At 65.4% G+C, this 22,834-nt stretch carries 22 protein-coding genes; 13 read left to right on the top strand and 9 right to left on the bottom strand.

Features of this window, described 5'->3' with window-relative positions; translation table 11 throughout:
- From ASD58_RS20215 to ASD58_RS20185, 7 genes are all read left to right on the top strand, one after another.
- A complete protein-coding gene (locus ASD58_RS20215; protein ID WP_229210036.1) occupies window positions 1-348 on the top strand; it encodes a DUF5329 domain-containing protein in 348 nt (115 codons plus the stop codon).
- Between the two features lie 42 nt (window positions 349-390).
- Window positions 391-1,026, top strand: a complete 636-nt coding sequence (locus ASD58_RS20210) for a dienelactone hydrolase family protein (protein WP_057262997.1) — start codon at window positions 391-393, stop codon at window positions 1,024-1,026.
- Between the two features lie 83 nt (window positions 1,027-1,109).
- A complete protein-coding gene (locus ASD58_RS20205; RefSeq protein ID WP_057262996.1) occupies window positions 1,110-2,024 on the top strand; it encodes a hypothetical protein in 915 nt (304 codons plus the stop codon).
- A 150-nt stretch (window positions 2,025-2,174) separates the two neighbouring features.
- A complete protein-coding gene (locus tag ASD58_RS20200) occupies window positions 2,175-3,848 on the top strand; it encodes a methyl-accepting chemotaxis protein (protein WP_057262995.1) in 1,674 nt (557 codons plus the stop codon).
- An 87-nt stretch (window positions 3,849-3,935) separates the two neighbouring features.
- Window positions 3,936-4,961 carry a hypothetical protein gene (locus tag ASD58_RS20195; RefSeq protein ID WP_057262994.1) on the top strand — a complete coding sequence of 342 codons (1,026 nt, stop codon included), beginning with the start codon at window positions 3,936-3,938 and terminating at the stop codon, window positions 4,959-4,961.
- A complete protein-coding gene (locus tag ASD58_RS20190; protein WP_057262993.1) occupies window positions 4,961-6,331 on the top strand; it encodes a peptidyl-prolyl cis-trans isomerase in 1,371 nt (456 codons plus the stop codon). The genes ASD58_RS20195 and ASD58_RS20190 overlap by 1 nt, the downstream gene beginning before the upstream one ends.
- Window positions 6,328-6,912: a hypothetical protein gene (locus ASD58_RS20185; protein WP_057262992.1), complete on the top strand. Its 585-nt coding sequence runs from the start codon at window positions 6,328-6,330 to the stop codon at window positions 6,910-6,912. The genes ASD58_RS20190 and ASD58_RS20185 overlap by 4 nt, the downstream gene beginning before the upstream one ends.
- On the opposite strand, the gene ASD58_RS20180 is transcribed toward ASD58_RS20185, so the two are convergent.
- Both ASD58_RS20180 and ASD58_RS20175 read right to left on the bottom strand, forming a co-directional pair.
- Window positions 6,904-7,740 carry a hypothetical protein gene (locus tag ASD58_RS20180; RefSeq protein ID WP_057262991.1) on the bottom strand — a complete coding sequence of 279 codons (837 nt, stop codon included), beginning with the start codon at window positions 7,738-7,740 and terminating at the stop codon, window positions 6,904-6,906. The genes ASD58_RS20185 and ASD58_RS20180 overlap by 9 nt on opposite strands.
- Entirely contained in the window at window positions 7,740-9,083 is a 1,344-nt protein-coding gene (locus tag ASD58_RS20175; RefSeq protein WP_057262990.1) for an amino acid permease, read from the bottom strand. The genes ASD58_RS20180 and ASD58_RS20175 overlap by 1 nt, the downstream gene beginning before the upstream one ends.
- A gap of 148 nt (window positions 9,084-9,231) precedes the next feature.
- Between ASD58_RS20175 and ASD58_RS20170 the strand changes: the two genes are divergently transcribed.
- Complete coding sequence (locus ASD58_RS20170; protein WP_057262989.1) at window positions 9,232-10,596, top strand: MBL fold metallo-hydrolase RNA specificity domain-containing protein; 1,365 nt, start codon at window positions 9,232-9,234, stop codon at window positions 10,594-10,596.
- Between the two features lie 8 nt (window positions 10,597-10,604).
- Complete coding sequence (locus ASD58_RS20165) at window positions 10,605-11,627, top strand: sensor domain-containing diguanylate cyclase (RefSeq protein ID WP_057262988.1); 1,023 nt, start codon at window positions 10,605-10,607, stop codon at window positions 11,625-11,627.
- 3 nt (window positions 11,628-11,630) lie between these two features.
- Here the strand turns inward: ASD58_RS20165 and ASD58_RS20160 are convergent, their stop codons facing one another.
- From ASD58_RS20160 to mrtJ, 7 genes are read right to left on the bottom strand one after another with little or no spacing between them, the layout of a single operon-like run.
- On the bottom strand, window positions 11,631-12,377 hold the full coding sequence (locus ASD58_RS20160) for a carbonic anhydrase (RefSeq protein ID WP_057262987.1): 747 nt from the start codon (window positions 12,375-12,377) through the stop codon (window positions 11,631-11,633).
- Complete coding sequence (dsbD, locus tag ASD58_RS20155; RefSeq protein WP_082565552.1) at window positions 12,374-14,236, bottom strand: protein-disulfide reductase DsbD; 1,863 nt, start codon at window positions 14,234-14,236, stop codon at window positions 12,374-12,376. The genes ASD58_RS20160 and dsbD overlap by 4 nt, the downstream gene beginning before the upstream one ends.
- Window positions 14,237-14,238: 2 nt before the next feature.
- Window positions 14,239-15,126: an FAD:protein FMN transferase gene (locus tag ASD58_RS20150; protein ID WP_229210035.1), complete on the bottom strand. Its 888-nt coding sequence runs from the start codon at window positions 15,124-15,126 to the stop codon at window positions 14,239-14,241.
- Window positions 15,123-16,268: a DUF3570 domain-containing protein gene (locus ASD58_RS20145; protein WP_057262985.1), complete on the bottom strand. Its 1,146-nt coding sequence runs from the start codon at window positions 16,266-16,268 to the stop codon at window positions 15,123-15,125. Before ASD58_RS20145 ends, ASD58_RS20150 begins: the two co-directional genes overlap by 4 nt.
- A gap of 11 nt (window positions 16,269-16,279) precedes the next feature.
- Complete coding sequence (locus tag ASD58_RS20140) at window positions 16,280-16,498, bottom strand: DUF4266 domain-containing protein (RefSeq protein WP_057262984.1); 219 nt, start codon at window positions 16,496-16,498, stop codon at window positions 16,280-16,282.
- The gene (locus tag ASD58_RS20130; protein ID WP_082565550.1) at window positions 16,495-19,080 is read right to left on the bottom strand and encodes a choice-of-anchor D domain-containing protein; all 2,586 of its coding nucleotides are present in this window, start codon (window positions 19,078-19,080) and stop codon (window positions 16,495-16,497) included. Before ASD58_RS20130 ends, ASD58_RS20140 begins: the two co-directional genes overlap by 4 nt.
- A 26-nt stretch (window positions 19,081-19,106) precedes the next feature.
- A complete protein-coding gene (mrtJ, locus tag ASD58_RS20125; RefSeq protein ID WP_057262983.1) occupies window positions 19,107-19,442 on the bottom strand; it encodes a JDVT-CTERM system glutamic-type intramembrane protease in 336 nt (111 codons plus the stop codon).
- Window positions 19,443-19,613: 171 nt separating this feature from the next.
- Between mrtJ and ASD58_RS20120 the strand changes: the two genes are divergently transcribed.
- From ASD58_RS20120 to ASD58_RS20105, 4 genes are read left to right on the top strand one after another with little or no spacing between them, the layout of a single operon-like run.
- Window positions 19,614-20,165 carry an RNA polymerase sigma factor gene (locus ASD58_RS20120; RefSeq protein WP_229210034.1) on the top strand — a complete coding sequence of 184 codons (552 nt, stop codon included), beginning with the start codon at window positions 19,614-19,616 and terminating at the stop codon, window positions 20,163-20,165.
- Entirely contained in the window at window positions 20,162-20,842 is a 681-nt protein-coding gene (locus tag ASD58_RS20115; RefSeq protein WP_057262981.1) for a zf-HC2 domain-containing protein, read from the top strand. Before ASD58_RS20120 ends, ASD58_RS20115 begins: the two co-directional genes overlap by 4 nt.
- An 8-nt stretch (window positions 20,843-20,850) precedes the next feature.
- Window positions 20,851-22,125 carry a S8 family serine peptidase gene (locus ASD58_RS20110; RefSeq protein ID WP_229210033.1) on the top strand — a complete coding sequence of 425 codons (1,275 nt, stop codon included), beginning with the start codon at window positions 20,851-20,853 and terminating at the stop codon, window positions 22,123-22,125.
- Window positions 22,083-22,808: a TorF family putative porin gene (locus ASD58_RS20105; protein ID WP_162253040.1), complete on the top strand. Its 726-nt coding sequence runs from the start codon at window positions 22,083-22,085 to the stop codon at window positions 22,806-22,808. The genes ASD58_RS20110 and ASD58_RS20105 overlap by 43 nt, the downstream gene beginning before the upstream one ends.
- Window positions 22,809-22,834: the final 26 nt, after the last annotated feature.

Below are 22,834 nucleotides of genomic sequence, written 5' to 3'. Positions count from 1 at the left end.
ATGGCTATGGCATTGGCATTGGCTTGTAGCGGCGCCCAGGCCGCACCGTTGCCGGCGCCGGCGCGCGCCGAAGTCGATGCCCTGCTCACCCGCCTGCAATCGTCGGGCTGCCAGTTCAACCGCAACGGCAGCTGGTACAGCGGCGCCGATGCCCGGACCCACCTGCTGCGCAAGCTGGACTACCTCGAGAAAAAGGACATGATCAAGAACGCCGACCAGTTCATCGACCTCGGCGCCAGCACCAGCAGCTCGAGCGGCAAGCCTTATATGGTCAAGTGCGGCACCGCTGCGCCGGTGGAAAGCAAAGCCTGGCTTGGCGCTGAACTGAAAGCGATCCGCGCGCACTGAGATAAGGGCTGGCGGTATAGTGGGCCAGGAGGATAGCCAGCCATGCACCACGAAACAGCCAGCATCGCCACCCCTGCCGGAGAAGTCGAAGGCACGCTCGACCTGCCGGCAGGGGCCAGGGGTGTGGTCTTGTTCGCCCATGGCAGCGGCAGCAGCCGCTTCAGCCCCCGCAACAACTTCGTGGCTGGCGCCCTGCGCACGGCCGGCATCGGCACCTTGCTGATGGACTTGCTCACTCCCGCCGAAGACGACGTCTACCGCACCCGTTTCAATATCGGCTTGCTGGCCGAGCGCCTTGGCCTGGCCGCCGACTGGCTGGCTGCGACCGGGGCATCGCGCGGCCTGCCGCTTGGCCTGTTTGGCGCCAGCACGGGCGCCGCCGCTGCATTGCAGTTGGCCGCCGAGCGCAAGAACGGCGTGGCGGCCGTGGTCTCGCGCGGCGGCCGGCCCGACCTGACCGGACAGGTGGCGCTGGCACGCGTGACCGCGCCGACCTTGCTCATTGTCGGCGGACGTGACGAAGGCGTCATCGAACTCAACGAATCGGCCTTCCATAGCCTCAATTGCCAAAAACGCATCGATATCGTGCCCGGAGCGACCCACCTGTTCGAAGAGCCTGGCGCGTTGGAAGAGGTGGCCCGCCTGGCGCGCGACTGGTTCAGCCAGCACCTTTCATGATGATTGGTGAAGAATGGTGAGAATGCGCGCATTTTTAACCCCATCCGCGTCGCTATAATTTTCCCCATCGATTGGGAGAGTGTATGGCGCTGCATTTGAAGAAGGCATTGTTCAGGAATTCAGTATTCAACAGCATCGTCTGTGCCGCGCTGGCTGCCATCCTCATACCGTTGCTTGGCGCGCCCGGCGGCTTGCTCTGGCCGGCCATCCTGGTGGGCGGCGTCGGCCTGCTGACTTTCCTGCGTACTGCCTACAAAATCCGGCAGGGCCTGCTTTCCCGCGTGCAGGAGCTTGCCTCTTATGTCCACATCGACCGCGACAGCGCACAGGCCCGCAAGCAGGTCGACTGGAGCCTGATCGACGACTACGCGACCCAGCTTGCCACCCGCGGTTTCCGCCCGCTTGGCGACTTCACGACCTATCCGAGCGCGCCAACGCTGGCCGGCGTGGCGGCCATGTTTACCGATGCCGAAGGCAGCATGATCATCGAGATCCAGCAGCTGATGCCAGGGGCGGGCAAGGCCGCCCTGAGCGACGGCATCTATTTCAGCATCATGTCGATGGTGGGCGGCAGCATTCGCGTCGTGACCACCAACCATAAGCCGATGGCGGTCACCTACATGATGCGCGGCGAACACGATGTGGCGACTGCGCGGCCGGGCTATGGCTTGATGGAATTGTTGGCGACGCACACCGACTTGCTGACGCGCTTGCGTGAGCGGGTTGGCAAGGCGCCTGCGACCGGCCTGACGGTGGAGCGCTATGTGCTGGCGATCCGCGAGGCCCAGGCCCAGGCCCGCAGCCGTCTTGGTGCCATGAGCGGTTATGGGATTGCCTGTGCGGTGGACCGTTTCGATGCAGACCGTTTGCTGCGCTGGACGCCGCAGATTGCGGACCTCAAGGATGTGCCACAGCGCCGCCTGGAAGAACTCGACAACGCCTTCGGTTCGGACATCCAGCCGCCGATCTTCCACGAATCACTGGCGACGCAATTCTGAAGGCATTGCCTGGGCTGCTGGCGTGCGCCAGCCGGGAACAGCAGGAACAATAATCCGGCAACCGCTTTCGAGGCCGGGGCTTTGGCGTGGCCAATTGCACGGTACTGAGGCCGCGATAGCGATTTCACTTGCATAGGATGAAAGCCCATCATGAAAATCAGCAACCGATTGATCATTACCCTTGCGATTGCCCTGATCGGCCTGCTGTTCGTCGGTGCCGAAGGCTTCTGGCAGTTGCGCGACGCCCAGCAGCGCATGGCGCTGGTGCAAACGCGCCTGATCCCCAGCGTCTCAGCCATTAATGCCGCCAAGGCGGCGGTAAGCGATAGCCGCCTGGCCGGTTACCGCCTGTCGGTGTTCTCCAACCTGCCGGACAAGAGTGCGCTGGACAAGGCGTACAACGATGCCCACGCCAACTTCGACAAGGTGCTGGCGGACTACGCAAGCAAGAATGTGTTCGACGAGACCGACCGCAAGATGCTGGAGCAGGACAAGGCGGCCATGGAAACCTATCGGCAGGCGCTGCTGCCCTTTATCGCAGCCTCGCACGCGGGCGACATGGACGCTGTGCGCGCCACCCTGGTGGCCGGTTCGCCGCTGGCGCTGGGTGCGGCCGGGGTCAAGAAAAGCCTGGATGACCACGTGGCCTACAACCAGAAGCTGATCGAAAAGGTAAAGGCCGACAGCGATGCCGACTATTCAAAGGCGCTGACCATCCTGATTGCCGTCACGGTGGCGGTGCTGCTGATCGTTGCGTTCATGGGCTACAAGATGTACCTGGTGATCACCGGTGGCCTGGACAAGATGCAAGGCACGATGGAGGACGTCAGTTCCTCGCTGGACTTGACGCATCAGGTCGAGGTGGAACGCATGGACGAAATCGGCCACGCCGGCGTGGCCTTCAACAAGCTGCTGGGTGAAATTGGCGGCGTGGTGGGCACCGCGCGTTCGGCAGCGGACGCGGTCAGCACCGCTTCGCGCCAGATCGCAGCCGGCACCGGCGACCTGAATAACCGCACTTCGGCGCAGGCGGCTGCGCTGGAGGAAACCGCCTCCAGCATGGAACAACTGACTTCCACCGTGAGCCAGAATTCGGACAATGCGCGCCAGGCCAACCAGTTGGCGCAGAACGCGTCGCAGATCGCTGTGCAGGGCGGTGAGGTGGTGAAGGAGGTGATCGACACCATGGCCTCGATCAATGCTTCCTCGCACAAGATCGTGGACATCATCAGCGTGATCGACGGCATCGCGTTCCAGACCAATATCCTGGCGCTGAATGCAGCCGTGGAAGCGGCACGCGCCGGCGAGCAGGGACGGGGTTTCGCGGTGGTGGCGACCGAGGTGCGCAACCTGGCGCAGCGCTCCTCGGCGGCGGCCAAGGAAATCAAGACGCTGATTGACGACAGCGTGGTCAGGGTCGACTCCGGCACCCGCCTGGTGATGCGCGCCGGCGACACCATGAGCGATGTGGTGGCCAGCGTGAAGCAGGTATCCGACATCGTGGCTGAAATCAGCGCTGCGACCGCTGAGCAGAACGCCGGCATCGCCCAGGTGCACCAGTCGATCACTTCGATGGACCAGGTCACGCAGCAGAATGCCGCGCTGGTGGAGGAAACGGCTGCCGCCTCGCAAGCCTTGCAGGACCAGGCGGAAGTCCTGGCCCGTGCGGTGAGCGCTTTCCGCATCGGCGCCGCCCACCTGGAGGCTGCGCCGGTGTTGCGCAATGCCAGCAGTTCGCCTGCCTCCACGGCGGTTGCGGTGCGCCCGCCGCGGCAACGCAAAGTCGCCAGTGCGACCGCCGGCGACGAGTGGGAGCAGTTCTGAGTTTGTTAATATTTTTAGAAGACTTTTTCATCTGTTCGTCATAAATTGGCGCTATCGTCTGGACTCTTTTCAACCAGGAGACACCAGATGAAACTGAGCACCATCGCTGCCAGCCTCGCGCTGGCAGCATCCGTAGTAAGCCTTCCGGCCCACGCATGGCAGCAGGAAACGCATCGTCGTATCGTGCTGGACGCAGTCAATTACATGAAGGCCAATCCTGGTACCACCAACTACAACAAGCTGCTGGCCGGCGTGACGCGCGCGGGCTACACGATCGACCAGTTTGCGGCGGCGTTGGGGCAAGGCGCGTATGACGTCGATGATTTTGCCGACACCTATATCTGCGGCGCCACCACCGGCAACTGCCAGTTGGCGCCGGTGTGGGGCGCGGGCGCCAGCATCGTCAAGTACACGACGTTCTGGCATTTCCAGAACCACACGGCAGGCCGCGATGTGCACGGCAATCCCTTCGGCGGCTACAACTACGCCAAGATGGCCGTGGCCGGCGACATCGACAACCTTGCCGCGAGCTGGCTGTATGGCGACTACCTGGACGACGGTGCCGGCGGATTGAAAGGATGGTTCGGCGACGGCAGTAAATACAACGCCTACGGCATCACCGAGGCGCACTACCGCCTGGGTGGGTACTCGACCGCTTCCATGTATGCCGATTTCGAAGCCGCGCCATTCCAGCCGATCGACAACCTGGGCCAGTACTGGTTCTCGCAGTTCCTGGCGCAGCCGACCGCGCAGTCGCTGGGCTTTGCCCTGCATACCACCGACTTGCTGCAGCCGCACCACACCTGGACGACTTCCGCGCACGACCACTCCGGCTGGGAGCAGTGGGTGTTCGACTACTACGACAGCGAACGCCTGAACGATTCCGCGCTGGTGACTGCCGCCATGGCTGACTTCACGCCAGTGTCGGCGGCCGGCAGCGATATTCGCCCATTGCTGACGCAAGGCGGCACCTACTCGTATGCCAATGGCGGCATCGTGCTGTCGTCGACTGCCCACGGCGACCGCGTGGCGGTTGGCAAGAAGATGATTCCGCACTCCATCGCCATGGTGGTCCACGTGCTGAACCGCGCCGCCGAGCGCCTGGCCAACTGATGGCCGCCCGCCACTGCGTGTACATGCTTGCCGTCCTCACGCGCGCCCGGGCCTGCGTGGCGGCAGCCGGCGCCGTGCTTGCCGCCGCCGTGCTGGGTGGCGCTCACGCTGTGGCGGGCACAGCATCCGGCGCGCCCCCTGCAATCGCCGCCCGCATCGACGGCCAGCCGATTTACAGCTTCACGCTGGACACGCTATGGCAGCAGCGGCGCGCCGGCAAGCCCTCGCTGGAACGGCGCGCCGCGCTGGACGATCTGATCCAGGTCCGGCTGCTGGCAGCGCATGCGGACGTCCCGGCGCCGAAAGAGGGAGGCGGCCCCTCGGTCGCCTTTGCCCCCGACGTGATGCTGGAAGAACGCCTGGTGGCAACCCTGCGCGAAGTGTACGGAAAAGACATCGACGCCGCAGTCAAGGCGCTGCCCGGCGCCACGCTGGACAGCCTGGTCACGGCGCTCCCGCCCATGCCGCAACAGCAGCTGGACGCCATCTTTGGCCGCCAAGGCTCGCTGAAGCTGGAAATTGCGTTGACCCAGGAACAGGAAACCCAGGCCGGCACCATCGACGTGCTGCGCTACCAGCTTCCCGGCGGCGCAGCTGCCAGCGTGACCCTGTTCGACGTCTACCACCGCCAGAACGTGCAGGGCCGCCTGGCCCTCTCGCAACAACCGGCCAGCGTCGCAGTCCTGCAAGCCCGCCGCATAATGGCCAACGCCTTCGTGCTGGGCTGGGCCAGCCAGCGTTTCGGCGCCCAGTCAGTGGCCGACTTGCGCAAGGCGATTGACGACGACGAAACGGTGCTGGCGCTGCAGCGCCTGTACGGCATTGGCCTCGACACCGACTCCGGCAGCCCCTTGCTGAACCGCTTGTCCAGCGCGGCAAGCCCGCAGGAGATCGAAGCTTTCTACCAGCAGCACAAGGACCTGTTTGCCCGCATCGACAAAGTCCGCGCCCGCCACATCCGCGTGGCCGACGAAGCGCAAGCCCAGCGCGTGCTGAAGTCCCTGCAGGCAGGTGCCAGTTTCGGCGCCACCGCCCGCAAGATGTCGCGTGCCGCCGACGCAGGCAAGGGCGGGGACCTGGGCTGGGTCAGTGCCGACGGCAGTAAGGACTGGCTCGCCAGCCTGGCCTTCAGCCAGCCGCCCGGCAAGCCATCCGCCCCGATTCGCGCCCCGGTCGGCCCGAATGAAACGGCTTACTGGGAGATCGTATTGGTTGAAGAACAGGTCCACGGCGTCCACCCGCTGCAGTCGGAAACGGTGCGCTACCAGGCCAGCCGCATGATCGCGCTGAAGAAAGCCATGCAGCAGCTGGGCGAGATGATTGAACAGGCGCGCCGTTCGGCGCGGATTGACATCGCAGAGGTCCTATGAAACGCTGGCAAGGCATCGCAGTGATCGTCGTAATTGCCGCCGCAGTGGTGGGCGAATGGTATGTCGCCAGCGTGCGCGAAGCGGGGAATTCCGCCGGGGGCGCGGCCGCCAGGACGCCCGCAGCAGCCGCCCAGTCCCCCGTGCCGGCGCCGCAGCTTGCGCCAGTCGCCAGTTCGGCAACGGGTGCAGGCGAGGGCGAGGGCGAGGGCGGGGGCGATGGCCTGCGCCGCGTGCCCATCCCCCCGGTCGACACGCGCACGCCCGCCTGGCTGCCGCTGGCCGAGGCGCGCGAATCGGGCGACCCGCGCACGCCGCCGATCCAGCATGACGCGCCCGCCGAGCACCCCGATGCCAGCGTGCTGGCCGATCCGGAAGCCTATGCGGCGCACCAACTGGCGCAAAAGCAGCGCCTGGCGGCGGCCTACGCGCAGGCCGCCGCCCCCGAACTGGCCCGCTTGCAGAGCGACCTCGAACAAGGCCGCGAAGCCGGCGTCCCGCCCGAGGAGTTGGCCAAAGTCGCAGAGAAGATCCGCCGCATCGAACAGCAGCGGCAAGCCGCAGAATCTATGCGGTCAAGATGAAGCCAGCACGCCGGCGAGAGGCTTGATGACCTCGTCGTCCGTCCAGTAGGCGGTGTGGGAGAGGGGATTCCAGCTCTTGGTCATGAAGTCCAGGATGCCCTGGCCGGCGTTGACTACCCGGTCTTCCACCAGTGTTTCATAGCCGCCTTCCAGGGGCTGCAACGGCCAGCCCAAGGCATCGTCCGGGTCGTACAGGTTCAGCCAGGCGAAGCCGGGATTGGGCTTGATGATCGGCTTGACGTCCATGCGCTGGTGGGCGGCGACGAAGACGGGAATATTGCAGCCGGTCGTCACGAACGTGCGCACCGTGCCGCACTGCAGGAACTTGCGCTGCTCGGCCGTCAGGCTGTCGGCCATGCGGCCCGGCTTCCAGATCCCGGCTGCAACCGAGCCGCCGCCGGCGCGTTTCTGAGCGTCGTAGATAAAGCTGGACATGACCTGGCAGCCCAGCGAATGCGCCAGCAGCACGATCGGCGTTTCCGGGCCGCGATTCTCGAGAATCGCTAGCAGGGCGCGCGCGATCTCGATCTGCGCCTGCTCGTAGACCGAATTGTCGTACTCCTTGCGGTTCTCCAGCCCGGCCGCATCGGCAAAGCCGAACAGGATGAATTTGCGCAGCTGTTCATAGCGCACGGTGGAGCGCTCGCGCGTGCGGTTCCACACATCCAGTTCATTGGGCTTGAGCAGGTGCTGGTAGTACACGCTGTGCACGTCGACATCGGCAAAAGCGGCACCCATGCGGTGCGACAGCGCGCGCCGCATATCGTCGGCGTAGTCGAGCGGCTGCTCGCCCATGCCGTGGATGGTCAGGAGCGCGACCCTGGACATTACGCGGCTGCCTTCCCAGCTCCGCCGCGCAGGCGGTAGCCGATGTACAGTGCCAGCAGCCATACCGGAATCAGGTACACCGAAATCCGGTCGGAGCTCATATACATGATCACCAGGATGCAGGCCAGGAAGGCCAGGCACAGGTAGTTGGTCAACGGGTAGCCCCAGCTCTTGAAGCCCGTCTCGTGTCCCTCAACGCCTTTCTGGGCGCGGAAGCGCAGGTGGATCCAGCTGATCATGCCCCAGTTGATCACCAGCGAAGACACCACCAGGCCCATCAGGAAGCCGAACACCTTGCCCGGCATGAAGTAGTTCAGCACCACGCAGATGCCAGTAGCAAGAGCGGATACGCCCAGCGCCGCCAGCGGCACGCCGCGCTTGTTCACGCCCAGCAGGACCTTCGGTGCATTGCCCTGCTTGGCCAGGCCGTACAGCATGCGGCTGTTGGAATACACGCCGCTGTTATAGACCGACAGCGCGGCGGTCAGCACCACCACGTTCAGCGTGTTGGCGACGAAATCGTCGTTCAGGGCATGGAAGATCATCACGAACGGGCTGCCGCCGGTGACCACTTTCTGCCACGGGTAGAGCGAGAGCAGCACGGCCAGCGCGCCGATGTAGAAGATCAGGATGCGGTAGATGGCCTGGTTAGTGGCCTTCGGGATGGTCTCGGAAGGGTTGCTGGCCTCCGCCGCAGTAATGCCGACCAGTTCCAGCCCGCCAAAGGAGAACATGATGACAGCCATCGCCATCACCAGCCCCGACACGCCGTTCGGGAAGAAGCCGCCGTGCTGCCACAGGTTGGCGACGGTGGCTTCCGGGCCTGCGGTGCCGGTTGCCAGCAGGTAGCCGCCGTAGACGATCATGCCCACCACCGCCACCACTTTGATAATGGCGAACCAGAATTCCATTTCGCCGTAAGCGCGCACATTGGCCAGGCTGATGGCGTTAATGATCAGGAAGAAGGCGAGGGCGCTGACCCAGGTCGGGATGCCGGGCCACCAGTGTTGCACGTAAATCCCCACGGCTGTCAGCTCGGCCATGCTGACCAGCACATACAGCACCCAGTAGTTCCAGCCCGACATGAAGCCGGCCAGGTGGCCGCAGTATTTGTCGGCAAAGTAGCTGAACGAACCGGCCACCGGCTCGTCGACCACCATTTCGCCCAACTGGCGCATGATAAGGAAGGCAATGAAGCCGGCCACCGCATAGCCAAGCAGCACGGAAGGCCCGGCCAGCTTGATGGTTTCCGCGATGCCCATGAAAAGGCCCGTGCCGATGGCGCCGCCCAGCGCAATTAGCTGGATATGGCGGCTCTTCAGGCCCCGTTTCAGTTCTGTCATGTAAGGCGTCCTGGCGTCGAAAGGGTGAAAGGCACTGATTCTACCTCTTCGCAAGGCAACAATGTCATTTTCGCACTGCCGCATTTCGTGATACTTCTCTTTGACCTGGATCAAATATTTTGTGCGTAGCCTTGGATATGCTGCAAACATGCTCACACTTAAATTTCTTGGTGCCACCGGCACCGTCACCGGCTCCAAATACCTGTTGCGCCATGGCGACGAACAGGTACTGGTAGATTGCGGCCTGTTCCAGGGCTACAAGCAGCTCCGCCTGCGCAACTGGGAAGCGTTCCCGGTGCCGCCGGATGCCATCAGCAGCGTGCTGCTGACCCATGCACACCTCGATCACAGCGGCTTCCTGCCGGTACTGGTCAGCGCCGGATTCCGCGGCAAGGTGTACTGCACGGAGGCGACGCGCGACTTGTGCCACATCCTGCTGCCCGATAGCGGCCGCTTGCTGGAAGAGGAAGCGCTGTATGCGAATCGCCACAATTTCTCCAAGCACAAGCCGGCCTTGCCGCTGTACTCGGAGGCCGATGCGCTGCGTGCGCTGGAGCATCTGGAAGTGGTGCCGGTCGGCCATGAGTTTTCGCCGGCACCCGGCATGATGGCGCGCTTCCAGTTGGCGGGGCATATCCTGGGCGCGGCTTCGGTATCGGTGCGCTGCGGCGGCCGCACCGTGATGTTCTCCGGCGACGTGGGACGGCCAAACGACCCGATCATGCGGCCACCGACCGTGCTGGGTAAATGCGATTACCTGGTGGTGGAATCGACTTACGGCGACCGCCGCCACGACGCGTCCGACCCGAGCGGAAAGCTGGCCGACGTCATCAGCAAGACTGCAGCGCGCGGTGGCGTGACCGTGATCCCGTCATTCGCCGTGGGTCGCGCGCAGGAACTGCTGTATGAAATCTGGAAGCTCAAGGAGGCCGGTGCCATCCCGGCTGCCTTGCCGGTTTACCTGAACAGCCCGATGGCCGTGGATGCGACGCGGCTCTATATCAAGCACCAGGGCCAGCACCGGCTGGACGAACGCAGTTGCCACGCCCTGGGCCATGTGGCGCACATCGTCAACAGCGTGGAAGAATCGATGGCGCTGAACCGGCGCCAGACACCCATGGTCATCATCGCCGCCAGCGGCATGGCTACCGGTGGCCGCGTGCTGCACCACCTGAAGGCCTTTGCCGGCGATTCGCGCAATACCATCCTGTTTGCCGGCTTCCAGGCGGCAGGCACGCGCGGCGCGCGCATGCTGGCCGGTGAAACTTCGGTCAAGATCCACGGCGAGTATTACCCGGTGCGGGCGAGGGTTGAGCTGATCGGCAACTTGTCGGCCCACGCCGACGCCGACGAAATCCTGGGCTGGCTGTCGCATTCCTCCGCCACGCCGCGCCAGGTGTTCGTCACCCATGGCGAACCGGCTGCGGCCGATGCGCTGCGCCTGCGCATTTCGGAACAGCTTCAATGGCCGTGCCGGGTGCCGGACTATCTGGAAGAGGTAGTGCTGGAGTAGGGGATGCCATGGCGGCCTTGCTGGAAATCTCGCTCGCCGCCATATGCGGCGCACTGTTGGCCGCAGCGCTGACGGCATGGCTAATGTTTCGCCATGTGGCGGGCATTTCCCGCTTGCTGCGCCAGCGCATGCGCAGCGCCGCGGCCCGCGAACACCTGGTGGCCAAGGTCTTCGACGCAACTTCCGAAGGTATATTGGTGGTCAACCGCGACATGCGCATCGTTGAGGCCAATCGCGCCTTTGCCGCAATGAGCGGCTATGCGCGCCATGAACTGGTGGGCCAGCACCCGCGCATCATGCAGTCCGGCAGGCAGGACGCGGATTTCTACAAGACCATGTGGCAAGGCTTGCTGGGCACCGGCCAGTGGCAGGGCAAGGTGTGGGACAAGCGCTCCGACGGCACGCTGTTCGCGGCCCATTTGACGCTGAGCGCCGTGCGCGACGAATACGGCAAGGTTCAGCACTATTTCGGCCTGTTCACCGACATCACGGACGAATGCACGCGCCAGGAGGAGATCGAAAAGATGGCCTTCATGGACCCGCTCACGCGGCTGCCGAACCGGCGTTTGATGGAAGACCGCCTGCAGCAGGCACTGGCGTTCGCCGCGCGCACCGAAAAGCTGGTGGCCGTTTGCGTGATGGACCTGGATGGCTTCAAGAACGTGAATGACACCTTCGGCCACGAGGCGGGCGATGCGGTACTGGTGGAAGTGGCAGGGCGCTTGCAACAAGTGGTGCGGGCCAACGATACCGTGGCGCGGCTGGGCGGCGACGAATTCGTGCTGCTGCTGGCGGGCCTGAACGACGTCGGTGAGGCGGACGAAATCCTGGAGCGCGCATTGGCTGCGGTGCGCGCGCCAGTGCGGCTGGCAGGTGAACAGCCGGCTTTTGTATCGGCCAGCATCGGGCTGGCCGTCTTTCCATACGATGCACAACTGGCGGAAGACCTGCTGCGGCGCAGCGATGCGGCCATGTACGCCGCCAAGCGGCAGGGACGCGATCGCTGCAAGCGGGCGCAGGCCCGCTGCTGAACTTTACAGGCTTTCCTGCACGGTGCGGCCGTTCAGCGGCTGGGTCGGACGGGCATTGTGCTTGTAGATGTGGGCGAAGCGTTTCAACTGCGCGTCCGACATTTCAACCGGCGTTTTCAGCACGAACCAGTTGACCTCCTCGCTGCAAGGCGGGGTGGTCAGCGATCCGGCAAAGTTGTAATAGCCTTGCGCGGCTGGCAGCAGTTTGCCGATATCGATGTTCACGCCGGCCACTTCCTGTGCTTCGCCTTTTTCCTTTGGCAGGGCGTCCCACAGGGTTTGCACCAGCGGGTTGTCAGCGCCTTTGCGGAACAGCACAGCTACCACCGCGAGCTTGCCTTCCTCGTTCCGGTGCACCAGGTGGGCCACCATTGGATAGCTGCGGCCATTGATTTTTTCTTCGCTTGGCTTGTGGAAGTGGAATTGCAGCAGTTCGTAGCGCTTGCCGTCGATGGTGATACTGCTGCCTGCGGCGTAGTTCACCTGGATGGTATGGCCGTTGTCGAGGATCTTCAGCGGCGACGGGCTGTAGGAAAATTCCAGCGGCGGCAACTTGGCTTTGGCGGTCTTGCGGATATCGATCGGCGACTGGTTGTGTCCCAGCGTGCAGGTGCTGAAGTCCTGTTCCAGCTTGGCCCAGTTCTGCGGGCCGGTGACGCCTTCATAGCTCCAGTGTGCAGGCTTGTCTGCGGCGAAGGCCGCTGCCGGCAACAGGGCGGCGCAGAGCAGGGAGGTGAGGGTGCGTTTCACTGAGTGGTCCTTTCAGGGTTGCTGGCCGCAAGTTCCATGCGGCGCAGGAATTTTTCGGGTGGTTGGTAGCCGATTATGCGCGCTTGAGGGACTTCATTTCCGCTAGCGTCGAACATGACGATGCCGGGCGGGCCGAACAGGCTGAAGCGCTTCATCAGGGCGCGGTCTTCCTCGCTGTTGGCTGTGACGTCGGCCTGCAGCAGGTGCATGTCCTGCATGGCTGCCTGCACGCGCGTGTCGCTGAAGGTGAGTCGCTCCATCTCCTTGCATGACACGCACCAGTCGGCGTAGAAGTCCAGCATGACAGGTTTCCTTGCACTGGCCAGTGCCTGGTCAAGGTCGGCTACAGTGCGGACGCGGGTGAAGCGGGGTTCGGCATTTTGTGCCTGGCCCGTGCCCGCGGCGGCAATAGTAGCACCGTTCCCGCCGCCGCGCAGGTGTGCCAGCGGCTGCAGCACATCGCGTCCAGAGCTGGCCGCGCCGACCAGTTCGAACAGGCCGCCGAGCAGCATCAGCACGCCGAGCGCTTTCGTTGCATAGGCGCCTGCACCGGCGCCTTGCGGAACCGCTTCTCCTACACGCAGGAACGCCGCGCACAGGATGGCAAAGGCCCCCCACAGTGCCATGCTGGCGGTGACCGGCAACACCGGGTTGACCATCCAGATTGCAACGGCGATCAGCAGCAAACCGAAGACTTTCTTCACGTGGTTCATCCAGGCGCCGGCGCGCGGCAGCAGGCTGCCAGCCGACAAGCCGGTCAGCAGCAGGGGAACGCTCATGCCGCAGGCCATTGCGAACAGGGCACCGGCGCCGACCAGGGCGTTGCCGGTCTGGCTGATGTACAGCAGCGCTCCGGCCAGCGGCCCCGCCACGCATGGTCCGACGATCAGTGCCGATACTGCCCCCATGGTGAATACTGCTGCCAGGCGGCCGCCGGACAGATTGCCGCTTGCGTTGCTCAGGCGGGTCTGCAGGGCGCTTGGCAACTGGAGCTGGTAGACGTCGAACATCGACAGGGCCAGCGCGACCAGCAGCGCGCCGAAGGTGACCAGGACCCACGGCTTCTGCAGCGCACCGGCCAGGCCTTCGCCCGCCAGGCCCGCTGCAACGCCAAGCGAGGTATAGACCAGGGCCATGCCCAGGCTGTACGCGGCCGCCAGCAACAGCCCGCGCTTGCGCGTCACCTGCGCTTCGCCGACGATGATGGAGGACAGGATGGGTACCATCGGCAGCACGCAAGGGGTGAACGACAGCAGCAGCCCGAACACGAGGAACGCTGCGCCGATGCGCCACGCGCTGCCGCTTTGCAGCGTGCGCTGCGCCAGCGACGTGTCATCCTCCGCCACCACCGCCGGCGCGGCCGAAGCGCCGCCGGTCGCCGCCGCGCTGCCGGCCGTCGCGGACTGTGCGGCCGAAGCGTCGGGCAGCGCTACCAGCAGGCCGGGATGCGCCGGGTCGATGCTGTAGCGTCGCTCAACCGGCGGATAGCACAGGCCCGCATCCGCACACCCCTGGTACCCGACAACCAGGGAAGCGCCCGCGCGCCCTTGCCAAGGCAACTGCAACGCCAGCTCCCCGGCATAAGTCTCCATCTCCTTGCCAAAATTCTCGTCATACTTGCGCTTCCCGCTTGGCAGGAGCACCGGCAACACCGCTCCATCGCTGCGCAAGACAATGCGATCGCGATAAAGATGATACTCGGGTGCGATCGTCCAGTGCAGCGCTAGCTGCCCATCCGCCCGCAATTCCGCACGCAAGTCAAACGCCCGTTCCGGCGCCAGGAAATCATCGGCCAGGGCGGGCCCGCCCATCACAGAAGCCAGCAGCAGCGCCGCCAGCCATTGAATCAGGAACTTCATATTCATCTCCGAAAAATTCGCCCTTCCTGGTCGATAGCCAGGAAGGACAAGCCAGACTGCTCCAGGAAATCCAGTCCGTCGCGCTCCAGCAGCATGGCCGTCGTACTGCAACTGCCGGCGGCAATGGCCATCGGCGACACCACGCTCACCGAGCGCCAATACGACACCGGCATGCCATTGCGCGGATCGAGGATGTGGCAATAACGCCGCCCATCCGCCTCGAAATAGCGCTCATAATCGCCGCTGGTCGCCAGTGCTCCCCGGCTGAAAGGCACGCTGGCAACCGTGGCCTGCGTGTCGCGCGGATGCTGGATGCCGATGCTCCATTCCCCGCCATCGGGCCGCGGCCCCAGGAAACGCATATCGCCCCCCAGGTTCACGTAGCCGTGCTGCACACCTTGCGCGGTCAGGATCTCCGCCGCGCGGTCGACCGCATACTCTTTGCCAAAGCCACCGAAATCCAGTTCCATGCCGGCGTGCGAAAGCATCACGCTGCCGCCTTCCCGCCGCACCTGCGGCCAGCCCACCAGCGGCAGCAGCCGCTCCAGCGACCGCGGCGAAGGCGCGGTACCCATGCGGAAGTCCCACACCTTGCGCAGCACGCCGGAGGTGATGTCGAAGCGTCCGCCGCTGCTGCGATACACGGCATCGGCATAGTCCAGCAGCGCCAGGGTCTCGTCATCGCAGTCGACCGCGGAAATGCCGGCCGCCGCATTGATCCGGCTCACAATGCTGTCGGCGCGATAGCGCGAGTACTTGGCTTCGATCCGCCGCACTTCCTCCAGCGCGGGATCTGCCAGCGCCCGCGCTTCGGCGCCCGAAGCGGCGGCCAGGCGGATCTCGCAGCGGCTGGCCATCGCCTGGAAGTCGATCGTGTAAATCGGGCTCACCACTGCCGCGTCACTCCAAGCTGCAGGCTGACCGCCCGCATCGGCGCCAGCCCCTGGCTGCCGTTGCCAAACAGGCGCCAGGCACCGCGCTGTTCGTAGCGCTCGACCTTGAAGTCGACGGCCCAGTCCCGGTTGAGCTGTTTCGCCAGCTTCACGCCCAGCGTGAGCGCGCCAAAGCCGGACAGGCGCTGGTCGGCGGAACTGGCTTGCGAACTGCCGAACACATAACCGGGCGGGAAGGGCGCGCCAAGCTGGCTGTCGTACACTGGGTCGAAATAGAAGTCTGCCGCGCGCTGCGTATACAGTCGCACCGCAGGCGTGACTGTCCAGCCCTCGCCCAGTCCCTGTACCCATTCCGCAGCCAGCGTATGGGCGCTGATGCCGTAGCTGTCGCGGTAGTAGCGATAACTGAGCCTGCTGGTCGCCCGCATTTCGACGAAACGGTGGTTCCACTGCAGCAGGGCGGTGTCCTGCCGCCGCGAATCGGGCCGGTTGTCGGCCAGCTTGTACGGGTCGGAGTAATAGCCATGCCCTTGCGTATGGGTCAGCGTAAGCTGGCCGATATCGACCGGCGTCAGTACCCGCGTCACCCCCGCCAGCACGCTGACGGTCTGGCGTCCGGCATCCTGCACGATATGGTTGACCGGATTGATGCTGTCGTCCGAGCCGCCAAGGCCGAAGTTCCAGGTGGTGTTCTTGTCCTCGCTGGCAAGGGAAGTCTGCAGCGACAGCGCGCGTGACACGTAGTCATGCTCGGTCGAATAGGCCGCCGATACGCTGACGGTACCGCGCGGCAGGTAGCGCGTGACAGTCACATCGCCAGCCTTGCGCAAGTCGTCCATGTGCGAAGCGCCGGAGACCGCGGTGTGGTAGCGCGGCGAGGCGCCCGATACGTCGTCCACCGTCGCGCTGGCGGCCACCGTCCATTCGCCGGCGATCGGCGCCAGCACCGACACAGCCGGAGCATGCACGCGGACCCGGTCCAGGCCAGGCTGGTCTTCCTTGTAATAAAGGTACTTGACACCGATACTGCCCCGTTCCGGAGGCGTTTCGGCATGCACGCTGCCCATCCCCGGCAGCAGCATCGCTGCCGCCAGCAAGGCCTGGCCGACCGGCATGCCGTTCTGTGGTTTGTTATCCATGGTAATCCTTGTCAGTTGCAGCCGCAGCCGCCGCCACCCACGGCGCTGCCGCCGGAAGCCGCTTCCTTGCTGGCGTAGATATGTTCATTGAAGCGTGTCTCCAGGCCGTCGCCTTGCATCAGCATGTCGGTGCGTGCCAGTTCGCCTTTCTCCCAAGGCTGCACCGGCTTCAGGGCGCAGCCGGACAGGCCGGCCAGCACGGCGCAGAGCATCAACAGGCGCGCGCTCATTGACGTACTCCCAGCGCAGTCTTGATGCGCGCCTCCAGCACGGTGCGGTCGGCCGGCCGGAAGCCGCTGTGCTCATACAGCACTTTCCCGTCCGGGCCAATCAGCACGCTGCTTGGCATGCCCTTGACGCCATAATTACGCGGCGCCGTGCCGTTCGGGTCGAACGCGATCGCGAAGCTGGCTGGCGTCGCGTTGAGGAAGTTGCGCGCATCGTCGGTCTTGGCATCGACATTGATGCCGATCACCTGCAATCCCTGTCCGCCGTAGCGGGCCTGCATCTCGTTCATCCATGGGAAGGATTGGCGGCATGGGCCGCACCACGAGGCCCAGAAATCGATGTACACCAGCTTGCCCTGGTAGTGTTCCAGCTTGACCGTGCCGCTTGGCCCGCTCAACGAAAAGGCAGGCGCGGCCTGGCCCGGTTCCAGCGCCATGGCCTGGCCCGCCACTGCCAGCGCGGCCGCTGCCGCCAGCACCTGCGCCTGGCGGCGGCGCCACAGCAGCACACCTGCAGCCAGGACCACGAGCACGGCCAGCATCGGGTCATTACCGCCGCTGATCGAGGAGCAACCGCCACCGCCACGGTTCTGTGCCGCGCCGGCAGGCGCCGCATCGGTCGCGCCCTGGCCGCTGAGGGCGACCTGCCAGTTTGCGCCGTTTGCCTGCAGGGTCGCGCTGCCGGTGGCGCTGCCAGCCGCAGTCGGGCTAAAGCGCACCGGCAGTTCGCAGGAAGCGCCGGCTTGCAGTGTCAGTGGGAAGGGGCCGCAGGCGTTGCTTTCGCCGCTCGCCACAGCGAACGGGCCGCTGAAGCTTACGCCGTTCAGCACCAGCGCTGCGGCGCCGGTATTCGACAGCACGAAGCGCTTGATTAAACCCGTGCCGCCTGCCGCGGCATTGCCATAGTCGAAGGCTTGCGGGCTCACGCCAAGGGCAGGCACCGGTGCCGGGACCGCGCTGGCATTGCCGTTCAACCGCACGCTGAACTGGGCGCCGCCATCGGTGACCAGCAGCATGTCGGCATTGCGCGCGCCGGCCGCGGTTGGCTTGAAGGTGGCGTCAATCGTGCAGCTTGCGCCTGGACTCAGCGTGGCATCGGCAGCGCAGCTGCCGGCCAGCGCAAAGTCGCCCGGATTGCTGCCGCCCAGCACCAGCGAGGCAATCTTCAAGGCTCCGGTGCCGCTATTGGAGAATGTATTGCGTTGCGCGGCCGATTGCTGCCCCACCTGGGTATCGGCGAGGGCCACGGGGCCAGGGTTGCTCAATGCAGGACGCGCCACCGGCGACGTGGTGCCGGAACCGGTGACCGCTACCGACAGGTCGGCGGCATTGGAGCGTACCAGCAAGGTGCCGGTCACGGTGCCTGCCGCAGCCGGAGCGAATGCCAGTGGGACCGTGCAGCTCGCGCCGACGGCCAGGCTGCTGCCGCAATCGCCGCCGCCGGCGAGCGAGATGCCCTGTGCGCCGCTGACGGCAATGCTGCTGAAGGCCAGCGCCACATTGCCGCGGTTATTCAGCGTGACTTGCTGCGCGAGCGGCGCGGCGCCGATGGTCCACAGGCCGAAGGCAACAGCGCTCGGGTTGGCGCTGATGGCCGGTGCCTGGGCAGCGGCATTGCCGGAAAGACCGACCGCGACGTTCGCATTGCTGGCGTTCGATGCGAGATTCAGGCTGGCGCTGAAGGCACCTGCCGCAGTCGGCAAGGCTTGCACCACAACGGTGCAGTTGGCGCCGGCCGCCACTGCTGTGCCGGTCGCGCAGCTGCCGCCCAGGGTGAAGTAGCTGGCCTGGGCGCCGCTTACGCTGATCGAAGAAAAGTTCAGGGCCGCCTGGCCGCTGTTGGTCAGGGTCAGGGTGCGCTGCGACGGGGCATTGGTCAGCAGTGCGCCAAAATCCAGCGCGCTGGCCGACAGCGACAGCGTGGCCTGGGCCACGGCATTGCCGGTGCCGGACAGCGTCACGCTGCTGGAGCCGCCGGTGGCGTTATGGTTGATGGTCAGCGCTCCGCTGCGGGTGCCGCTGGCTGTGGGATGGAACACCAGTTGCACGGTGCAGTTGGCGCCGGCCGCCAGGGATGAGCCGGAGGCGCAGCTGCCGCCTGTGACCCGGAAGTCGCCGCCATTGCTGCCGCCGACGGCGATACTGCCGATGTTCAGCGCCGCCGAGCCGGTGTTGGACAGCGTGGTGGCCAGCGCCCCGCTGTCCTGGCCGACGGTGGCGCCGCCGAAGGACAGTGTGGAAGGGGCCACGGACGCCGCCGGCGCCGCGGTCACGTTCGGATTGCCGATGAAGGCCGCCATGTCGGCGATCTCCGCCGAGCTGAACTTGCCGTTGTAGAGGGAGCCCATGCCGCCCTTGTTGGCGGCGAAAGCGGAGCTGATCACTGACGGATTATTGGCTGCCGCCAGGACGTTGTTGACGTTATTGGCCGGCGAGGCGCCGTGGCAGGCGGCGCAACTGGTGCCGCCGGACGTGGGGCCGTTCAGGTAAAGGCTCTTGCCGTTCAGGGCATCGGCAGCCTGCGCGAAATGCGCAGCCTGCGCCAGGCCCAATGCCAGCAAAGCCCAAGGTCGGTGATGTTTCATTGCTGCTCCCGTGGTTGGTGAGTTGTTCAAGCACACATCGACAGGGCCCAGGCATTGCATGCGCCATGCAGCAGGGCGCACAGCCGCCAGTCGCGCCAGCGCTGGTAAGCCAGGCCGAACGCCAGGCCCGGGCCGAACACCAGCGCTGCCGCCAGCGGCCCGCTGCCCAGGTGCAGCGCGCTGAAGGCCGCCGCACTGGCCGGCACCGCCACCCAGGCGCTAACGCGCGGCAGCAGCCAGGCATGCAGCCCGGCGCGCACCACCCATTCCTCCAGCAAAGGCGCCAGCACCAGCAGACGCAGCACGGCAGCCAGGTCGGGCGAGAGCAGGGCGGGGCCGCAGACGGCAGTTTGAGCGAACACAGGTACTGAACATTCTGTCAATGTTGTTACGGTCAATACCGGCGCAGGCGGAAATGGTTCAAAATCAGGTGGGAAAATATTTTTGAAGTTTCTTTGAACCTTTCTCCTCCGGCTGGGTATTCACAGGCGTAAAAAGGAGAAAAGTGCATGCGGTTTGGCAGGAGGACGGGAGTGACAGGCGATGTCGACGACGGTGAGCTGATACGGCTGGTAGGGGGCGGCGATCGCCTGGCCTTCCAGTCCCTGTATCGCGCCTACTTTCCGCGCCTGGCCCGTTTTCTCGACCGCATGACGCGCAACGTGCCGCTGCTGGAGGAAATCGTCAACGACACCATGCTGGTGGTGTGGCAGAAGGCCTCCAGCTACGACGGCAGCAGCAAGGTGTCGACCTGGATCTTCGGCATCGCCTACCGGCAGGCCCTGAAAGCCCTGCGCGGGCTGGACGAACCGTTGGAGGAAGCGCCGGATGTCGCCGGTGAAGAATGGCACGAACCCGAGCACGCCCTGGCTGCGCTCCAGTTGCAGCGCGGGGTCGGCCGCGCGCTGGACGCCTTGCCGCTGGAGCAGCGCGCCGTGGTCTGCCTGACTTATTATCACGGCATGGCTTACCAGGAGATCGCCGAAACCATCGGCTGCCCGGTAAATACCGTGAAGACGCGCATGTTCCATGCACGCCTGCGGTTGAAGGACATGTTGTCCGACCATTTGGAAGAAATACGATGAACATGCAAGACCCATCGAACATTGCGGAACACCAGGACATGCAGGCGTTGCTGCCCTGGTATGCCGCCGGCTCGCTGGCCGACGGCGAGGCTGGACGCGTGCAGCGGCATTTGCGCGACTGCCCCGAATGCCGCGCCGAACTGGCCTGGCAGCGCCGCCTGATCGAAACGGCAGCCCCGTTGCCGGCCGCATTGGACCAGGAACGCGCCCTGGCGCGCCTGATGTCGCGGCTGGACGAGGCGCCGCCCCCTTTGGCCCAGCCCGCCGCCCAGCCATCCCCCGTTGTGCAGGCGCCGTCCCGCTTTGCCAGTGCCTTGCTGGACTGGCTGCGCGGGCCCGGCGACTGGAAGGGCTGGGCCATCGCGGCACAGGCATTGGCGATCGTGGTACTGGCAGCCAATATGCTGCCGGCCGGCGCACCGCCTGTGTACAAGGCGCTCGGCAGCGCGCCCGCAGCCACGCCCGACGTGCTCGTGGTGTTCAAGCCCGATGCCAGTGTGCAGGACGTGCAGCGCCTGCTGAAAACATCCGGCGCACACCTGGTTGGCGGACCGACCGCCACCGGCGCCTGGCTGCTCGATGTCGAACCCGCGCAGCGCAGCGCGGTGTTGGCGGCCCTGCGCTCCGATCCCGCAGTTGCGTTGGCCGAGGCACTGGCAGCGGAGGGCAAGCAGTGAAGGGTTGGATGGCATTGATCGCCTGCATGCTATGGGCGTGTTGCGGACTGGCTGGCGCCGCACAAGGGGCGCAAACCACGCCGGCGGCCGCCATTCCCGCCACCGCAGCCGGTGCGGACATCCTCGTCATGCTGCACCTGCCGGCGCCCCATTTCCGGGCCGACGGCTACAGCGGGGCCAGTTATCGCGACGATGCCGGCCGCCAGGCGCGCCAACGCATTGCCGCGGCACTGGCGCGCGAGCATGGCTTGCAAATGATGGAAGACTGGCCGATGCCGGCGCTGAACGTCGATTGCTATCGCATGCGGCTTGCCGCTGGCCGCGATCCGGCTGCGGTGCTGGCCGCGCTGACGCGTGACAGCCGCGTCGCCTGGGCGCAGGCCATCCAGGAATTCAGCGCGCAGGGCGGGGCTGCCGGCACGTCCGGCAGCCCGGGCGACCCGTTGTACCGAGTGCAGCCGGCGGCAGCGCCATGGCAACTGGAACAGGTGCGCAAGTCCACCACCGGCCGCAATGTGCTGGTGGCGGTGATCGACAGCGGCGTCGAAGCCGGCCATCCCGACCTGGCGGGCCAGGTGGCGGTGCAGGAAAATTTCGTCGACGGCCAGGCCTATATAGCCGAAGAACATGGCACGGCGGTGGCGGGCGTCATCGCCGCGCGCGCCGACAACGGCATCGGCATCGCCGGCATTGCGCCGGAAGCTCGCCTGATGGCACTGCGCGCCTGCTGGCAAGCCGACAGCGCCACGCGCTGCAACAGCTTCACGCTGGCCAAAGCCCTCAACTACGCCTTGCTGCACAATGCGCAAGTGATCAACATGAGCCTGTCCGGCCCCCAGGATCGCCTGCTGCAGCAACTGGTCGGCGTGGCGCAGGCGCGCGGCGTCCGCGTGGTGGGCGCAATCGACCCTGGGCGCGGCGACGGCGGCTTTCCGGCCAACAGCCCGGGCGTGTTCGCTGTCGCTGCCGACGACGCGCCGCGCCATAATGCCCAATGCCTGCTTGCACCAGGGCGCGACGTGCCGACCACCATGCCTGGCGCCCGCTGGGGCATGGTCTCCGGCTCGTCCTACGCGGCCGCACATGTCAGCGGCATGCTTGCCCTGCTCGGCGAACTGAAGCCGCAGCTGAACGGCGAGCGCCTCCATGAAGGCATCGTGCGCAGCAGCGGCCCCGCACCGTTGACGGGGATAGATCTTTGCGCCACCATCATGCGCATTACCGGTAAATGTTCCTGCGCATGCCCCAACCCTTCCACCGACAACCTGGCGCGTTCGCCCTGACAGGGCTGGCCTGCATCTTTGCAGCGAGTGCCCAGGCACAAGTGAGCGGCAGCGCCGGCATCGTCTCGGACTACATGTACCGCGGCATCTCCCTCAGTTCAGGCAAGCCGGCGGCGCGGCTCTCGCTCGATATCGACGGCGCCGCTGGCTGGTTTGCCGGTGGCCAGGTGGTCAGCGGCCAGCTGGCGCCGCAATCGCACCGCAACGCACAGTGGCTGGGTTATGGCGGGTACGCCCAGCGCCTGCAATCCGGCCTCTCATGGGAAGCGGGCGTTTCGGCCTATGCCTTCCACGGCGCACCGGACTGGAACTTCCGCGAAGTGTTTGCCGGCCTGTCCTTTGAAAACTATTCGGCGCGCCTGCATTATTCCCCCGACTACCTCGGCTTCCGCGAGCGCACGCTATATGCTGAACTCAATGGCGGCGGATCGCTGGGGCCTGCCTGGCGCTACTTCTGGCGCGGCGGCTACCTGGCCGCGCCCGGGAATGCGGAAAGCAACCGCGCGGAAGGGCGTTTAGGCATCGGGACAGCTTTCGAAGGCTGGCAAATGCAGCTCTCCCTGGATACGGTCCGTTTGCGCAACCAGGGCGCTGGCGCCAGCGGCGGCTATGGCAGCCGCGCCAGCTCCCCGTCCAGCAGGATGCACAGCAAACTGGTTCTCGGGCTGGCGCGCAGCTTCTGAAATTGATCCAGGTCATTCCGGGTACC

Source organism: Duganella sp. Root1480D1, assembly GCF_001427305.1.
Lineage (GTDB): Bacteria > Pseudomonadota > Gammaproteobacteria > Burkholderiales > Burkholderiaceae_D > Rugamonas.
This window is presented reverse-complemented; position numbering and strand designations above follow the sequence as displayed.

Bases quoted from the DNA above. Each gene is read 5' to 3' on its own strand.
- ASD58_RS20215 (WP_229210036.1), top strand. From the start codon at position 1: ATGGCTATGGCATTGGCATTGGCTTGTAGCGGCGCCCAGGCCGCACCG.
- ASD58_RS20210 (WP_057262997.1), top strand. From the start codon at position 391: ATGCACCACGAAACAGCCAGCATCGCCACCCCTGCCGGAGAAGTCGAA.
- ASD58_RS20205 (WP_057262996.1), top strand. From the start codon at position 1,110: ATGGCGCTGCATTTGAAGAAGGCATTGTTCAGGAATTCAGTATTCAAC.
- ASD58_RS20200 (WP_057262995.1), top strand. From the start codon at position 2,175: ATGAAAATCAGCAACCGATTGATCATTACCCTTGCGATTGCCCTGATC.
- ASD58_RS20195 (WP_057262994.1), top strand. From the start codon at position 3,936: ATGAAACTGAGCACCATCGCTGCCAGCCTCGCGCTGGCAGCATCCGTA.
- ASD58_RS20190 (WP_057262993.1), top strand. From the start codon at position 4,961: ATGGCCGCCCGCCACTGCGTGTACATGCTTGCCGTCCTCACGCGCGCC.
- ASD58_RS20185 (WP_057262992.1), top strand. From the start codon at position 6,328: ATGAAACGCTGGCAAGGCATCGCAGTGATCGTCGTAATTGCCGCCGCA.
- ASD58_RS20180 (WP_057262991.1), bottom strand. From the start codon at position 7,740: ATGTCCAGGGTCGCGCTCCTGACCATCCACGGCATGGGCGAGCAGCCG.
- ASD58_RS20175 (WP_057262990.1), bottom strand. From the start codon at position 9,083: ATGACAGAACTGAAACGGGGCCTGAAGAGCCGCCATATCCAGCTAATT.
- ASD58_RS20170 (WP_057262989.1), top strand. From the start codon at position 9,232: ATGCTCACACTTAAATTTCTTGGTGCCACCGGCACCGTCACCGGCTCC.
- ASD58_RS20165 (WP_057262988.1), top strand. From the start codon at position 10,605: ATGGCGGCCTTGCTGGAAATCTCGCTCGCCGCCATATGCGGCGCACTG.
- dsbD (WP_082565552.1), bottom strand. From the start codon at position 14,236: ATGAAGTTCCTGATTCAATGGCTGGCGGCGCTGCTGCTGGCTTCTGTG.
- ASD58_RS20145 (WP_057262985.1), bottom strand. From the start codon at position 16,268: ATGGATAACAAACCACAGAACGGCATGCCGGTCGGCCAGGCCTTGCTG.
- ASD58_RS20140 (WP_057262984.1), bottom strand. From the start codon at position 16,498: ATGAGCGCGCGCCTGTTGATGCTCTGCGCCGTGCTGGCCGGCCTGTCC.
- ASD58_RS20130 (WP_082565550.1), bottom strand. From the start codon at position 19,080: ATGAAACATCACCGACCTTGGGCTTTGCTGGCATTGGGCCTGGCGCAG.
- ASD58_RS20115 (WP_057262981.1), top strand. From the start codon at position 20,162: ATGAACATGCAAGACCCATCGAACATTGCGGAACACCAGGACATGCAG.
- ASD58_RS20110 (WP_229210033.1), top strand. From the start codon at position 20,851: ATGGCATTGATCGCCTGCATGCTATGGGCGTGTTGCGGACTGGCTGGC.
- ASD58_RS20105 (WP_162253040.1), top strand. From the start codon at position 22,083: ATGCCCCAACCCTTCCACCGACAACCTGGCGCGTTCGCCCTGACAGGG.